The sequence below is a fragment of the Corallococcus sp. M7 genome, assembly GCF_054512695.1.
On sequence record NZ_CM137252.1, the window covers coordinates 9,112,366 to 9,126,555 of the forward strand.

Below are 14,190 nucleotides of genomic sequence, written 5' to 3' on the forward strand. Positions count from 1 at the left end.
TCCCGCCCGTCCTGCCCTCAGACCCAAGAGCAACTGCCGTGCCGTCGCTCAAACCGGCGTTTTTCGAGGGAAGAAAGTCCGTGGGCCCCCTGTCACGCCGGGCAGGACTGTCTTTCTTTCAGCCTCGCGGCAGGTAGTTCCGCCCTCTTTCCTGCCCCCCGGTCGCATGCGCACCCCGGCGCACGTCAGGCGTGGGACGGAGCTGTCCGACGCTGGGACAGCACACCGTCCACGCAGGGGTGGATGTGCGAGGACCTGGGAAGATTCAGGAACAAGAAACCCTGACGCGGGGCCGCCCGGGGAGAAGGGGGCCATCCAGGCGTCAGGGTGGGGATTCCGCGGACGGCGCCTGCCTTGAGGGGCGGCGCGCATCCGGCACGACTTACACGGCTACTTCGACGGCGGCACCAGGACGAGGATGAGCTCGCCACCCACGTGCTTGCCGGCCTTCTGGTACACGGCGCCCTGGCGGCCCAGCTCCACCTCCACGGAGGACTGGTTCGGGATGATGACGCGCAGCGTGGCGCTGCCGTCCTTCATGCCCAGCAACTGGAGCGACGCGTTCGTCCCGTTGGGGAGCTTCACTTCCGTGGGCTTCTGGGCGCCCACCTCCACGGTGTCCAGCGACATGCGCTTGAAGGAGGTGAAGCTGAAGTTCTGCTTCTGGAACGCCTCCTTCATCTTGGAGAGCTCCGGCGGGTCCACCACGGTGCCCTTGTTGGAGGCCAGCACCACCTCCACCTGCACCTTCACCTTCTGCTCCTGGGCGGAGGCGACCGCCGGCCCCATCACCAGGCCCACGGCGAACAGCAGTGCCAGCATCGCCCACGTCGGCTTCGTCATAGCGCTCCTCCGGTGGGCCGGGGCGGGACGGACGGAGCCGGGGCCGGCTGTCCTTCCTGGTCATCCGGCGTCACGCTCGAATCCTGGGACTCCACCGCGCCCGGCTTCTTCTCCTTCACGGGCTCCGGGGCCTGCTCCTGCTCGTCCACCATCCAGATGATGGAGCCGCCGCCTTCGGTCTCCATCACCACCGGGGCCACGCGGGCGCCCTGGTAGGACTGGATGGACTTCACCGTCATGCGCTCGGCGGCGTAGCCCTCCGGCGCGTTGTCGCGCAGCACCAGCGGCAGCGCCACCAGCATCACCACCGCGGCGGTGGCCAGCGACGAAATCATCGCCGTGCGCTGGTAGAGGAACATCTCCGACAGGGCCAGCCGCATCCGCTCGATGAGGGGCGGCTTCTCCGGCGTCACCCGGGCCATGACCTTCTGGGCGAAGTCCTTGAAGTCGACGTCGTCCACCGCCATGTCCAGGCCGACCCGGAGCAACCCGGACTCCGCGCGCAGGTCCGCCGCGCGGCCCGTGCAATCCCGGCAGGCGGCCAGGTGCCGCTCCACGTTGACGCGCTCTCCAGGAGCGAGTTCACCGTCGATGTAGGGAGACAGGAGCGGTACGAAACGCTCACACGCGGGATTTCCGGCCATACTCTTCACCCTGCGGGCTGGTGGGAATTCGTCGGTGGGGACGCGACGGGACCCTCGGATATTCGAGGAGGCCTTTCTGGCATCCTCATTCGTTGCCCACCCCGCTCTTGGCTTCGTCCAGCTCCAGATAATCCCCCAGGATTTTCTGCACCTTGGCGCGCGCGTGGAAGAGCCGGCTCATCACCGTGCCCTTGGGGATGTCCAGCGTGCGGGCCAGGTCCTCGTAGGACATTCCTTCAATCTCGCGCAGCAGGAGGATGGCGCGGTGCTTCTCCGGCACCGTGGCCAGGGCCTCTTGAATCTTCTCCGCCAGCTCCTTGCGCAGGGCGCTCTTCTGGGGATTGGTCCCCAGGCGGCTGCCGAGCGCGCCGATGCGGACCTCGGAGAGGTCCACGTCCTGCGTCTCGTCGAACTCCACGGGCTCGCCGCCGCCGCGGCGCTTGCGCAGCACGTCGATGCAGATGTTGGACGTGATGCGGTAGAGCCACGTGTAGAAGGACGCGTCGCCCTTGAAGTGGTCCAGGTACTTGTAGACCTTGACGAACGCCTCCTGGGAGACGTCCATCGCCTCCTCCTTGTCCTTCAGCATTCCGAGCGCGACGGCATACACCTTGCGCTGGTAACGCTCGACGAGGAGCTTGAAGGCGCGCTGGTCCCCGCTGCGGACGCGCTTGACGAGTGTGAGGTCGTCGGTGGCCAAGTGCGCGGCACCGTAGCACAGGCCGCGCCAACCCCAATGATTTCGACGCGCCCCGTCGCTCCTAGAGGGAGCTGACGAGCGCGATGGCCACCAGGGCCAGGCCCACCATGGCCAGCACCGCGCCGAAAATCATGCGGTCGTACTGGGCCTGGGTGACGGCGGAGTCCTCCGTGTCCTCCCCTGCCCGGAAGGTGTGGAGCACGTTCCAGAACATGCGGGCACCCAGCCGGCGGTCCGAGCCGTGGCGGTCGCGGGGATCGTCGTTGCGGAGCGGCTGGCCCTGGGCGTCCCGGCGCACGAAGGGGCCGGGCAGCGGCTGGTAGAGGCCGGGGGTGAGCGGGGCGGCCTGCTCGGAGTGGCGCACGTCGGGCGGGGGCTCCAGCCGGACGGCGTCCGCGCGCTCGCGGGCCTCCTCCGGCGTGGGCGCGTCCATCACCCACATCCCGGCCGCCACGCCGTTCTGCCCGGTGTGGGCGTCCTGGAGCTGGGCGAAGCCCTGGTCCTTGAGGGCCTGCTCGAAGGCGGCCCTGCCCTCTTCCGCGGGCGGGTGCCGGGCGGCGGCCTCCGCGTAGGCGGCGAAGAAGGCCCACAGGCGGGCCACCCGGTCAGACGAGGGCAGCGACGAGGGCCGCACCTGCGCGGACAGCAGCGCCCCGTCCGACGCGAAGCGCTTGCCCACCGCGAGGTGGCTCTCCAGGTCATCCAGGTCGGAGGGGATGAGCGACTCCACGTCCAGCACCGGCCCGCGCGCCTCGCCCGCGCCCAGGTAGGGGCTGGCGGTGGTGGGGATGGAGCCGGGCGTCCGGAAGCCGTCGCCACCCTTGCGCCGGGGGCCCTGGGTGGCCGCGCCGGGGGACTCGAAGCCGGTGCCGGCGTCCGCGCGGGGGGCGCGCGTCGTCCCGTCGGTGCGAGGGCCCCGGTTGGGAACGCCGACGCGGACCGAGCGGGGCCCCACGTCGCCCCCTTCCAGCGCCCCGTCCGGAGAGGCGCCGGCCTCCGTCCCGTCGCCGCCGGGGAGGCCTGGCTCGCCGGGCTCGCCGCCGTGCTCCAACGGCGCGCCGCCGTCGGCCTCCGGCGGAAGCCCCACGGGCGGAGCGCCGATGCGGGTGCGGTCCCCGGGGGAGGTGGTGGGGGTGGAGGTCTCCATCCCGTCATCGCGGAACGGAGACGCCGGTGACGGGCTCGCGGGCGCCGAGGGCCCACCGCCGGAGCGGGGCCCACCAGAGCCGGGAGGACCCCCTGGGCGGGGGCCGCGGATGTCGCCGACGTTTCCCATCACGGGGGATTCTCTCACAATGAGAACCCCGAGTTGCATGGGGGGCTACTCCCCCTCGCGCTCCACCTCCACGGGCGTCGTCATCCCGTTGGCATCCAGACGGACGCGGTACACGGCGTTGAGGCCGTCCCCGTCCGTGTCCGCGCGGGCGAGGCAGGACACCTCCGGTTCACCCACGGGGCTCTCCTCCACCCGCACCTCGTACTGGAGGTGAACGGCGGGGCCGGGGTCGAAGCCGATGCGGCGGAAGTCCTCGTGGTCCTTCGGGAAGGGCACGGCCTCGCCCCGCTGGGGCACGGGGACGGGATTGGGCGCGATGGGCACGTAGTCGCCGTGCTCGTCGCGAAAGCCCTGCACCGCGTCGCACAGGGCCAGCACCTGGACGCGGGCCTCGGTGGCCACCTGCTCCGGCGGCACGGTTCCGGAGGCCCTCATCGCCGACAGCCGGGCGATGAACAGGCCGGTGGCGGCCATCGCCGCGAAGACGGTGACGGCGATGCCCGTGCGCACCGCGGTGTTGCGCGGGCGCGCGGGGCCGGGAGCCCCAGGCTCCCCAGGCTCCGGTGACGCGGACATCAGGCCCACTCCCGGGGATTGCGCAGCACCTCCACCAGCCGGGCCTCGGGCGTGCCGGGCTCCGGGTGGTGGTCGTAGCGCCAGCGCACGCGCGGCGGCAGCGACATGAGGATGGACTCCGTGCGCCCCTGCGTCTCCAGGCCGAAGATGGTGCCCCGGTCGTAGACGAGGTTGAACTCCACGTAGCGGCCCCGGCGCACCTCCTGCCAGAAGCGCTGTCCTTCCGTCACCGGCGTGTCCTTGTGCTTCCGCGCGATGGGCAGGTACGCGGGGATGAAGCTGTTGCCGCACGCCTGCACGAAGGAGAACTCGCGCTCCAGGTCACCGCCCATGTTCTCGAAGAAGATGCCGCCCAGGCCGCGCGCCTCGCCCCGGTGGCGCAGGTGGAAGTACGAATCGCACGCGGCCTTGAAGCGCGGGTAGTACGTGGCGTCGTGCGCGTCGCACGCGGCCTTGAGCGTGCGGTGGAAGTGCGCCGCGTCCTCTTCGTCCAGGTAGTACGGCGTCAGGTCCGCGCCGCCGCCGAACCACGCGCGCCCGCCCTGGTGGATGAAGCGGTAGTTGGCGTGCACGGTGGGCACATGCGGGCTCTTCGGGTGCAGCACCAGCGACAGGCCACCGGCCCAGAAGGTGCGTCCCTCGCCCTGGAGCTTCTTGGCGAAGGCCTCTTCCAGCTCGCCGTGGACGATGGAGATGTTGACGCCCGCCTTCTCCAGGACGGCGCCGTCCTCCAGCACGCGGCTGCGGCCGCCACCGCCGCCGGGGCGGCTCCACGCGTCCTCGCGGAAACGGCCCTGGCCGTCCAACTGCTCCAGCGCTCCGCAGATGTCGTCCTGGAGCTTCTGGATGAAGGCGGCCATGCGCCCCTTCAACCCCTCCACATCCACCGTCGCCGTCATGCCCGTCGTCTCCCTGTTTCGGGTTGAACGGGCGGGCACACTACTAGGGGCCCTGGGCGGACGGGGCCTCGAAGTCCACGGGAGGCGTGGACGGCGCCAGGTTGCCCGCCGCATCGAAGGCCTCGATGCGTGCGCGATAGCTGCGCCCGTCCTCCAGCGAGAACGCCCCGCCGCAGGCCTCATGGCCCAGATAAGCGGTATTGCCCTGCACGGGCAGCAGGTACTGCTGGGGCGACAGGCCCAGCCGCCGGGGCGACAGCTTCACCACCAGGAAGGCGGGGCTCTCCTCGCGCAGCGCCAGGTTGAGCTTCACGAAGCGCGCGATGCCCTGGGGCGAGCGGCGCACGAAGCCCTCCGACACGGCGGGGCGCTTCACCCACTTGGGGGCCTTGGCGTCCGGCCCCTTCCCGCTCAGCCACGACGGCTGCGCGCCGACCTGACCGTTGAGGAGCGCGACGTTGGGGAGCACCTCCTGGAGGTTCAGGAAGTAGCGCTTGTCCGGCTGCATCGGCTCCGCCAGCTTGAGGATGACGGTGGCGCGGCCCAGGGAGCTCTCCCAGCCCTTGGTGACCTTGAGCTTCACCTCGTGGTCGGTGGAGACCAGCTTCAGCGGCTTGCCCACCAGTCCCAGCACCGGCGACTTCGCGGTGCCCACGCCTTCCAGCAGGATGCGCATGTTGGTGGGGACGATGCCGCCGGGCGCGGGATACAGCTGCACTCCGTCCCCGGTGCACTGGGCGGAGGCGTGGGCGGCGGACAACAGGGCAGCGGCGAACACGAGGGCTCGGAACACGATGCCGCGCAGTGTGCGCCGGGAATGGCCGGGAGGGAAAGTCCCGATGGACCCGGCCCCTCAGTGCTTGGGGCTTTCGTCCTCGCCCAGGACGATGGTGCCGAAGCGCGCCTCGTAGCGCTGCACGTTCTCCTGGAGGGCCTTCAGCAGCCGCTTGGCGTGGCGCGGGCTGGTGATGATGCGCGAGCGGACGCGGGCCAGGGGCTGCTGCGGTTGGACGTAGAGGAAGTCCAACACGAACTCCGAGTCCGTGTGGTTCGTCAGGACCAGGTTGCTGTACTGGCCATTGGACACCTCTTCGGTCATCTGCACCTGGAGCTGCACTTCAGGGGGCTTCGTCGGAGTGTCGGCCATGAGTCAGGCGGCATAGCGCCTGGGGCCCGCCGTGGCCAGTGTCCTCCCTGTGAGCACGCGCTGGCGGGACATCGACGGGGAGTCCACCGCGCCCTTCGCCCTGGGGCGAGGGCCGGACGCCTGTCTGCTGCTGCACGGCTTCACCGGCAGCCCCTGGGAGGTGCGGCCCCTGGGCGAGGCCCTGGCGGCGCGGGGGATGCGCGTGGTGGCGCCCCGGCTTCCGGGCCACGGCACCACGCCAGAGGCGATGCTGGACGTGGACTTCCGCGACTGGCAGGCCTGCGCGGACGAGGCGCTGGCGTCGCTCTCCGGGCACCGCCGCGTGTTCGTCGCCGGACTGTCCATGGGCGCGCTGCTGGCGCTGCGGCTGGCCGCGCATCAACCGGAGGCCGTGCACGCGCTCGTGCTGGTGGCGCCCGCGGTGCGCTTCCGGGGCGCGCGCATGGCCCTGGTGCGCCAGTTGTGCCGCACGCCGCTGCTCGAATGGACCACGCCGTGGGTGGACAAGGGCGGCACGGACATCTCCGACCCTGAGACGCTGGCGCAGGCGCCGGTGCTGCCCGCGTTCCCGGTGGCCCGGCTGCGCGACCTGTGCAGACTTCAAGATTTGGCGCTGGCGGACGCGCCCCGGGTGCGCTGTCCGGTGCTGGTGGCCACCGCGGAGCAGGACCACGTGGTGGATCCAGAGGGCGGACGCTGGCTCGCGCGGCGGATGAAGGCGTGTCCCGAGGTGCGGCAGGTGGCCTATCGGGAGGGCTTCCACATCATCCCGCGCGACGTGTGCGGGGCGCGGCTCGCCCGGGAAGTGGGAGACTTCCTCCAGCCGTGGCGCTCGGAGGAGGACTTCAGGGCTCAGCCGGATTGGGCGGAGGGGCAAGGCGCGCCACCGCCGTGAGCAGCTCCACCGCGTCGAGCGGCTTGGTGACGAAGGCGCTGAAGCCGGCGCGCAGCGCCCGGTCGCGGTCCTCGCGGCGCGCGGCGGCGGTGACGGCGAGCGCGGGCACGCCGCCTCCGGACTCCCAGGGCAGCGCGCGCAGCCGGTACAGGAGCGAGTAGCCGTCCTCCCCGGCCAGCGTCACGTCCGTCACCAGCACCGTGGGCGGGGAGCGGCGCACTTCATCCATGGCGTCGGTGACGTTGGTGGCGGTGAGCACGTGCGCGCCCACGCGGGTGAGCAGCACGGACATCCACTCGCGCGCGTCCGGCTGGCCATCCACCACCAGCACGCGCTGGCCCTCCAGCTCCGGGAAGCGCGGCAGCGTCAGTCCCTCCACGGGACGCGGCACGCGCGAGGAGCCCGGGGCCGTGCCCATGCGCGAGCGGGGCAGCACGACGGTGAACGTGGCGCCCTTCCCCAGCCCGTCGCTGACGGCCGTCACCGTACCGCCGTGCAGCTCCACCAGGTGCCGCACGATGGACAGGCCCAGCCCCAGGCCTCCGTGCTGGCGGCTCACGCCGGTGTCCGCCTGCTGGAAGCGCTGGAAGAGGAAGGGCAGGAAGTCGGTGGGGATGCCCTCGCCGTCGTCGCGCACCACCAACTCCGCGCCCTCGTCGCGCGTGCGCGCGGACACCTTCACGTGGCCTCCGGGCGGCGTGAACTTGATGGCGTTGGAGAGCAGGTTCCACACCACCTGCTGCAAGCGGTCCGGGTCGCCGAACAGCGGCACGCCGTCCGCGTCCACGGAGACATCGAGCGTCAGCTCGCGCGCGAGCGCCGTGGGCCTGACGGCATCCAGCGCCGCCTCCACCACGTGGCCCAGCTCCAGCGGCACCGGCTCCAGGCGCAGACGGCCGCTGGCGATGCGGCTGATGTCGAGCAGGTCCTCGATGAGCTGTCGTTGCGCGCGGGCGTTGCGCTCGATGGCCTCCACCGCGCGCTGGCGCTTGTCCTCGCCCAGCAGGCCCTGCCGCAGCATCTGCGACCAGCCGAGGATGGACGTGAGCGGCGTGCGCAGCTCATGGGACACCGTGGCGAGGAACGCATCCTTGGCGCGGCTGGCGGCCTCCGCGACGCTCCGGGCCGCGCGCTCCTCGTCGTACAGCCGCGCGCGGTCCAGCGCCTGCGCGCACAGGCGGCCCACCGTCAGCAGGAAGGCGCGCTCCGATGCATCGAAGTCGCGCGCGTCGCCGAAGCCCAGGCCCAGCGAACCGAACACGCGCCCACTGCTCACCAGCGGCACGCACGCCCACGCCGCCAGGGGCTGCTCGCGGGATAACTGCGCGAGCCTCGGGTAGCGCGCCATGCACTCCGTCCACGAGCCCAGCGCGCAGGGCTCGCGGGTGCGCGTCACGTCCGTGAGGGGGCAGGTCGCGGAGACCTCGAAGCGCTGCCAGCCCTCCAGCTCCCCGGGAGAGAAGCCATGTGCCGCCGCGCGCTCGAAGACATCCAGGGTCGCTCCCGCGGGCACCACCACCATGCCGGCGAGGGCTCCCATGGCGAGGGCGCCTTCACGCGCGGCCACCTCCACCACCTGCGCGGGGGTGAGCGCTTCGGAGAGCGCGGCGGTCATCGCCTGGAGGCGCTCGGTGCGCCAGGCCGCGGTGGTCCACGCGGCGCGGCGGGTGCGCACGAGTTCCGTCACATCCACCGCGAAGGCGAGCACGCCCTCCACCTTCCCCTGTGCGTCGCGTCGCGGCAGCAGGGACAGGTTGAAGAAGAGTTCCTCGTCGGCGGTGCGCGCGCGGGCGGACGCCTCGCGCAGGTGCAGCGCCTCTCCGGTGGCGAAGACGCGGTCCCAGGCCTCGTGCCAGCCGGGGCCTCCCAGTTGGGGGCAGGCCTCGCGCAGCGGGATGCCCACCTGGCCGCGCGTGTCGAGCAGCGTCAGGCGCGTGGAGGTGCTGAACTCGATGTGGTGGCCGGGGCCGCGGTAGAGGCCGAAGAAGGCAGGGAGCTGCTGAAGCAGCTCATGCAGCGGCGGGGGCACACTGCCGGACGCCGCGACCCACCCGGCCTGGGCTTCGTTCATGTGTGGCCCCCCCTACCCCGCGGAAGGCAAGGCTTCCGGCGAGAAGAGGCCGCCATCAAACACCGGGACGTGTCGGGACGCACGAAAAGCAACCCGGACAACCTGCCAGGTGTCATGGGCTGAGCGCTCCCTGGCGCTGCTGGCGTCCAGTAGCGGGCATCCCTCCCGGTTGGACGGGGAAACGCTCCCGGACGCCGGGCATCGGCTATGTCGGATGACAGGCATGCCTTCCTCTCCCTCCGATTCGCGGCCCCTCGTCGAACTGCGCGCCGTCACCAAGTCCTACGCGGAGGGTGATTCCGTACGCGAGGTGCTCTCCGGCACGTCGCTCGCCCTGCACCGGGGCGAGTTCGTGGTGCTGCTGGGCCGCAGCGGCTCCGGCAAGTCCACGCTGCTCAACCTCATCAGCGGCATCGACCAGGCGACGCACGGCGAAATCCTGGTGGAGGGCCGCGACCTGGGGCGCATGCCGGAGCGGGACCGCACGCTGCTGCGCCGCGAGCGCATCGGCTTCATCTTCCAGGCGTTCAACCTGCTGCCCACGCTGACGGTGGAGGAGAACGTGCGGCTGCCGCTGGAGCTGCTCGGCCGCTCGAGCGCGGAGGCCGGCGCGAGGGCGCGGGAGCTGCTGGAGCGCGTGGACCTGGGCGCGCGCGCGGGCAGCTTCCCGGACCGGCTCTCCGGCGGAGAACAGCAGCGCGTGGCGGTGGCGCGAGCCCTGGCCCACGCCCCGCCGCTGCTGCTGGCGGACGAGCCCACGGGCAACCTGGACGAGGAGACGGGCGGACAGGTGTTGGACCTGCTGGAAGGGCTCACCCGCCAGGGCCATGCGTGCGCGCTCATCGTCACGCACGAGCCCGCGATGGCGGAGCGCGCGGACCGCGTGCTGACGATGGAGAACGGACGCCTGGTGGAGCGCCCCGGCGGCGCGCGCGGACGGGGGACGCCATGAGGGCGCTGCTCGCACGCTCCAGCCTGCGGCACCTGGGCGGGCACCCGTGGCTCACGGCGCTGTCGCTCCTGGGCATCGCGATGGGCGTGGCGGTGGTGGTGTCCATCGACCTGGCGAGCGGCAGCGCGCTGCGCGCCTTCGAGCAGTCCACGGACGTCGTCGCGGGCCGAGCCACGCATCAAATCACCGGCGGCACGTCCGGCCTGCCGGAGGGCGTCTACACGGCGCTGAAGCTGCGGCCGGATGCACCGGACGCGGCGCCCGTGGTGCAGGGCTTCGTGCAGGTGGAGGGCGGCAACCACCGCACGCTCACGCTGCTGGGATTGGACCCGTTCGCGGAAGCGCCGTTCCGGGACTTCTCCTCCGGAGGCGCGGTGGGGGACGTGGGCACGCTGCTCACGCGGCCCGGCACGGTGGTGCTGGGCGCGAAGACGGCGCGGAGCCTGGGCGTGAAGGCCGGGGACACGCTGCCGGTGACGGTGACGGGGCTTCGGCGGGAGCTGCGCGTGTCGGCCCTGCTGACGCCTTCGCAGGAGACGACGGAGCGCGCACTGGAATCGCTGCTCATCGCGGACATCTCCACCGCGCAGGAGGTGCTGGGTCTGGAGGGCCGGCTGACGCGCGTGGACCTGCGCTTGAAGGGCGGAGAAGCGCAGGCCTCGGCGCTCAAGGCCACGCTGCCGCCGGGCGCGGAGCTGGTCCAGACGTCCGGGCGCGCGGGCACGGTGGAGCAGATGACGCGGGCGTTCCGCACCAACCTCACCGCGCTGTCGCTGCTGGCGCTCGTGGTGGGGATGTTCCTCATCTACAACACGATGACGTTCTCCGTGGTGCAGCGGCGCGGGATGCTGGGCCGGCTGCGCGCGGTGGGCGTGACGCGTGGAGAGCTGTTCGCGGTGGTGCTGGGCGAAGCCCTGCTCCTGGGCATCGTGGGCACCGCCGCGGGGCTGCTGCTGGGCATCCTGATGGCCAGCGGCCTGGTGGGCCTCATCACCCGCACCATCAACGACCTGTACTTCGTGGTGAACGTGCGGCGTCTGACCCTGGAGCCGTTCACGTTGATCAAGGGCCTGAGCCTGGGCCTGGGCGCGACGGTGCTGGCGGCGCTGGTGCCCGCGTGGGAGGCGGCGCGGGCGGCCCCGGTGACGGCGCTGCGGCGCTCGACGGTGGAGGACGTGTCGCGCCACCGGGCGCCCCGGCTGGCGGTGCTGGGGGTGATCATCCTGGCCATCTCGGCGGCGGTGCTCGCGTGGCCCACGCAGGCGCTGCTGCCCGCGTATGCGGGGCTCTTCGGCGTGCTGCTGGGCAGCTCCCTCTTGGTGCCCTGGGTGACGGAGAAGCTGACGGTGGCGGCGGCGCGGCCGCTGGGCGCGATGTTCGGTCCACTGGGGCGCATGGCGGCGCGCGGCGTGACGGCGAGCCTGTCGCGCACGGCGGTGGCGCTGGCGGCGCTGATGGTCGCGGTGGCGACGACGGTGGGCGTGGGCCTGATGGTGTCCAGCTTCCGCGGCACGGTGGCGGCGTGGCTGGAGTCCGCGTTGCAGGCGGACGTGTTCGTGTCGCCGCCGTCGCTGGTGGCGCGGCGCGGGGATTCGTCGCTGGTGCCGGGGCTCGCGGAGAAGCTGCGGTCCACGCCGGGCGTCGAGGCGAGCGGCTCCATCCGCGTCATCCACGTGCGCATCAACGACGTGGACACGGACCTGCTGGCGGTGGACTTCGCGAAGGGCCACGAGCGGACGTACCGCTTCAAGGAAGGGCGCGCGGAGGACGTGTGGCGGCAGTTGGACGCGTCACCGGACGCGCTCATCGTGTCGGAGCCCTTCGCGTTCCACCGGGGCGTGCACGCGGGAGACACGCTGCGCGTGGCCACCGACAAGGGGCCGCACGACTTCCGCGTGGCGGGCGTGTACTTCGACTATGGCTCGGACGTGGGGACGGTGCTGATGCCGCGTGCCACGTATGAGCACTGGTACGAGGACCGGGGCGTGTCCGGACTGTCCCTCTTCGCCGCGCCCGGACAGGACGTGGACGAACTGGTGGCCCGCGTGCGCGACCGCGCGGGCGGTGAGCAGGCGTTGAACGTGCGCGCGAACCGGGCGCTGCGGCAGGCGTCGATGGAGGTGTTCGACCGGACCTTCACCATCACGCAGGTGCTGCGACTGCTGGCCATTGGCGTCGCGTTCGTGGGCGTGCTGAGCGCGCTGATGTCGTTGCAGCTGGAGCGGGCGCGCGAGTTCGCGGTGCTGCGCGCGACGGGGCTCACGCCGGGACAACTGTGGGGCATGGTGTCGTTGCAGACGGGCCTGCTGGGCCTGCTCGCGGGGCTGTTCTCCGTGCCACTGGGTCTGGCGTTGGCCTACGTGCTGGTGCACGTCATCAACCAGCGCTCGTTCGGGTGGACGTTGCAGTTGGTGGTGGCGCCCGGCGTGGTGGGACAGGCGCTGGTGCTGGCATTGGTGGCGGCGGCGCTCGCGGGGCTGTACCCGGCGTGGCGCATGGCGCGGGCGAACCCGGCCATGGCGCTGCGGGAGGAGTGAGGCATGGGGCGGGGACTCGTCATCGGGGTGGTGTTGGTGCTCGCCGCGCTAGGCGTGGCGGTGGGCGTGGTGCTGCGGGACACGGAGGACACCGGGCCCGCGAACCCAGGCGGCATGACGGTCGCGTCCGCGATGGGTGGAGACGGCGGCACGGAAGGTTACGCACGCGCGATGGAGCCCCGGCCCTTCCACTTCCCGGAGGACCACGGCCCCCACCCCGACTTCCGCACCGAGTGGTGGTACTGGACGGGCAACCTGGAGACACAGGACGGGCGCGCCTTCGGCTACCAGTTCACGCTGTTCCGCAGCGCGCTGTCGCCAGAGCAGCCGAAGCGCGAGTCCGGCTGGAGCACGCGGCAGGTCTTCATGGGGCACTTCACGCTCACGGACGTGAGCGCCGGGAGGTTCCACGTCACCGAGCGTTTCAGCCGAGCGGCCCAGGGACTCGCGGGCGCGGGCGGTACGCCCTTCCATGTCTGGCTTCAGGACTGGGACGTGCGAAGTGAAGGCACGAACGGCGGCACGTGGCCCATGCACCTGCGCGCCCAGGGCGACGGGGTGACGCTGGAGCTGACGCTCGACGAAGGCAAACCGCCGGTGCTCCAGGGTGACAAGGGCTTGAGCCAGAAGGGCGCGGAGCGGGGCAACGCGTCCTACTACTACTCGATGACGCGCATGCCTTCGCGGGGCACGGTGTCGGTGGACGGGCAGACGGTGCAGGTGAAGGGCGAGAGCTGGATGGACCGCGAGTGGAGCACCAGCGCGCTGAGCGGCGACCAGGTGGGCTGGGACTGGTTCGCGCTCCAGCTCTCCGATGGCAGTGAGCTGATGCTCTACCAGTTGCGCAAGAAGGACGGTTCGAAGGACGCCTTCAGCGCCGCCACGTACATCCCCGCGACCGGTGAGGCCGTGCACCTGAGCGCCGACGACATGCGGTTGGAGCCACGAGGCACCTGGAAGAGCCCGCGCGGCGGCGAGTACCCGGCGGGCTGGCGCGTCCAGGTCCCCAAGGTGTCGCTGGAGCTGACCGTGACGCCGAAGCTGCCGGACCAGGAGCTGCCGGTGCTGGTGCGCTACTGGGAGGGCGCGGTGACGGTGGACGGCACGCGCGAGGGCCAGCCCGTGCAGGGGCGAGGCTACCTGGAGATGACGGGCTACGCGGACGCGCCTCGCAACGACGAGACCGTGCGCAGCCGCACGCCGTGACTCAGCCCCGGGCGGCCCGCTTCACCTGGAGGTCGTGGGCCTCCTTCAGGTACGGGCGCAGCAGCCGGAGCGTCTCGTGGCTGGGATTGAGCACGCTCAGCCAGAACATCCGCGCGTAGGCCGGATGGGGCAGGAGCATGTCCAGGTCCGTGTAGTCCACGTTCGGGTCGGGCTCCGGGAACAGCTTCTGGAAGCTCTCCCGGCTCACGCCCAGGTTCAGCCGGAACACCCCGTCGCGGTCCAGCTCCGAGTGGTGGTCGAACTCGGTGTCCCGCGTGACGATGGTCGCGAAGGGATGCTTCCGCTCATCTCCCGCGAAGAAGAAGAGGTCCGGCGTGGAGGTGTCCACGTGCACGTCCCTGAACGCGTCCTGGATGTACTCCGCCAGCGCTTCCAGGCTGATGGCTCCCGTCATGGCGCCCTCCTCCGAGTCGTACCGGAGTC

14 protein-coding genes are annotated in these 14,190 nt (G+C 71.6%); 4 read left to right on the forward strand and 10 right to left on the reverse strand.

What is annotated here, in order from left to right; genetic code table 11:
• Nucleotides 1–390: 390 nt before the first annotated feature.
• From ACX114_RS36585 to ACX114_RS36620, 8 genes are all read right to left on the reverse strand, one after another.
• Nucleotides 391–843, reverse strand: a complete 453-nt coding sequence (locus ACX114_RS36585) for a hypothetical protein (RefSeq protein WP_459292151.1) — start codon at nt 841–843, stop codon at nt 391–393.
• On the reverse strand, nt 840–1,487 hold the full coding sequence (locus tag ACX114_RS36590) for an anti-sigma factor family protein (protein WP_459292153.1): 648 nt from the start codon (nt 1,485–1,487) through the stop codon (nt 840–842). The genes ACX114_RS36585 and ACX114_RS36590 overlap by 4 nt, the downstream gene beginning before the upstream one ends.
• Nucleotides 1,488–1,572: 85 nt before the next feature.
• Nucleotides 1,573–2,187, reverse strand: a complete 615-nt coding sequence (locus ACX114_RS36595) for an RNA polymerase sigma factor (RefSeq protein WP_459292155.1) — start codon at nt 2,185–2,187, stop codon at nt 1,573–1,575.
• 61 nt (nt 2,188–2,248) lie between these two features.
• Complete coding sequence (locus ACX114_RS36600; RefSeq protein WP_459292157.1) at nt 2,249–3,334, reverse strand: Immediate early protein ICP0; 1,086 nt, start codon at nt 3,332–3,334, stop codon at nt 2,249–2,251.
• 174 nt (nt 3,335–3,508) lie between these two features.
• Entirely contained in the window at nt 3,509–4,039 is a 531-nt protein-coding gene (locus ACX114_RS36605) for a hypothetical protein (RefSeq protein ID WP_459292158.1), read from the reverse strand.
• A complete protein-coding gene (gene hemF, locus ACX114_RS36610; protein WP_459292160.1) occupies nt 4,039–4,938 on the reverse strand; it encodes an oxygen-dependent coproporphyrinogen oxidase in 900 nt (299 codons plus the stop codon). Before hemF ends, ACX114_RS36605 begins: the two co-directional genes overlap by 1 nt.
• Nucleotides 4,939–4,981: 43 nt before the next feature.
• On the reverse strand, nt 4,982–5,734 hold the full coding sequence (locus ACX114_RS36615) for a hypothetical protein (protein WP_459300382.1): 753 nt from the start codon (nt 5,732–5,734) through the stop codon (nt 4,982–4,984).
• A gap of 57 nt (nt 5,735–5,791) precedes the next feature.
• Nucleotides 5,792–6,085, reverse strand: coding sequence for a DUF3467 domain-containing protein (locus ACX114_RS36620; protein ID WP_459292162.1), 294 nt, complete (start codon nt 6,083–6,085; stop codon nt 5,792–5,794).
• 70 nt (nt 6,086–6,155) lie between these two features.
• Between ACX114_RS36620 and ACX114_RS36625 the strand changes: the two genes are divergently transcribed.
• Complete coding sequence (locus tag ACX114_RS36625; RefSeq protein ID WP_459300383.1) at nt 6,156–6,980, forward strand: alpha/beta hydrolase; 825 nt, start codon at nt 6,156–6,158, stop codon at nt 6,978–6,980.
• Here the strand turns inward: ACX114_RS36625 and ACX114_RS36630 are convergent.
• Nucleotides 6,931–9,051 (reverse strand): hybrid sensor histidine kinase/response regulator, encoded by a 2,121-nt coding sequence (locus ACX114_RS36630; protein WP_459292164.1) that lies wholly within the window; start codon nt 9,049–9,051, stop codon nt 6,931–6,933. The genes ACX114_RS36625 and ACX114_RS36630 overlap by 50 nt on opposite strands.
• Nucleotides 9,052–9,274: 223 nt before the next feature.
• On the opposite strand from ACX114_RS36630, the gene ACX114_RS36635 reads away from it, so the two are divergent.
• Genes ACX114_RS36635 through ACX114_RS36645 form a run of 3 tightly spaced genes read left to right on the forward strand, consistent with a single transcriptional unit; the run spans nt 9,275 to nt 13,746 of the window.
• On the forward strand, nt 9,275–10,003 hold the full coding sequence (locus ACX114_RS36635; protein WP_459292166.1) for an ABC transporter ATP-binding protein: 729 nt from the start codon (nt 9,275–9,277) through the stop codon (nt 10,001–10,003).
• Nucleotides 10,000–12,540 (forward strand): FtsX-like permease family protein, encoded by a 2,541-nt coding sequence (locus ACX114_RS36640; RefSeq protein ID WP_459292168.1) that lies wholly within the window; start codon nt 10,000–10,002, stop codon nt 12,538–12,540. The genes ACX114_RS36635 and ACX114_RS36640 overlap by 4 nt, the downstream gene beginning before the upstream one ends.
• A gap of 3 nt (nt 12,541–12,543) precedes the next feature.
• Entirely contained in the window at nt 12,544–13,746 is a 1,203-nt protein-coding gene (locus ACX114_RS36645; RefSeq protein ID WP_459292170.1) for a lipocalin-like domain-containing protein, read from the forward strand.
• A gap of 1 nt (nt 13,747) precedes the next feature.
• On the opposite strand, the gene ACX114_RS36650 is transcribed toward ACX114_RS36645, so the two are convergent.
• The gene (locus ACX114_RS36650) at nt 13,748–14,161 is read right to left on the reverse strand and encodes a DUF6194 family protein (protein ID WP_459292172.1); all 414 of its coding nucleotides are present in this window, start codon (nt 14,159–14,161) and stop codon (nt 13,748–13,750) included.
• Nucleotides 14,162–14,190: the final 29 nt, after the last annotated feature.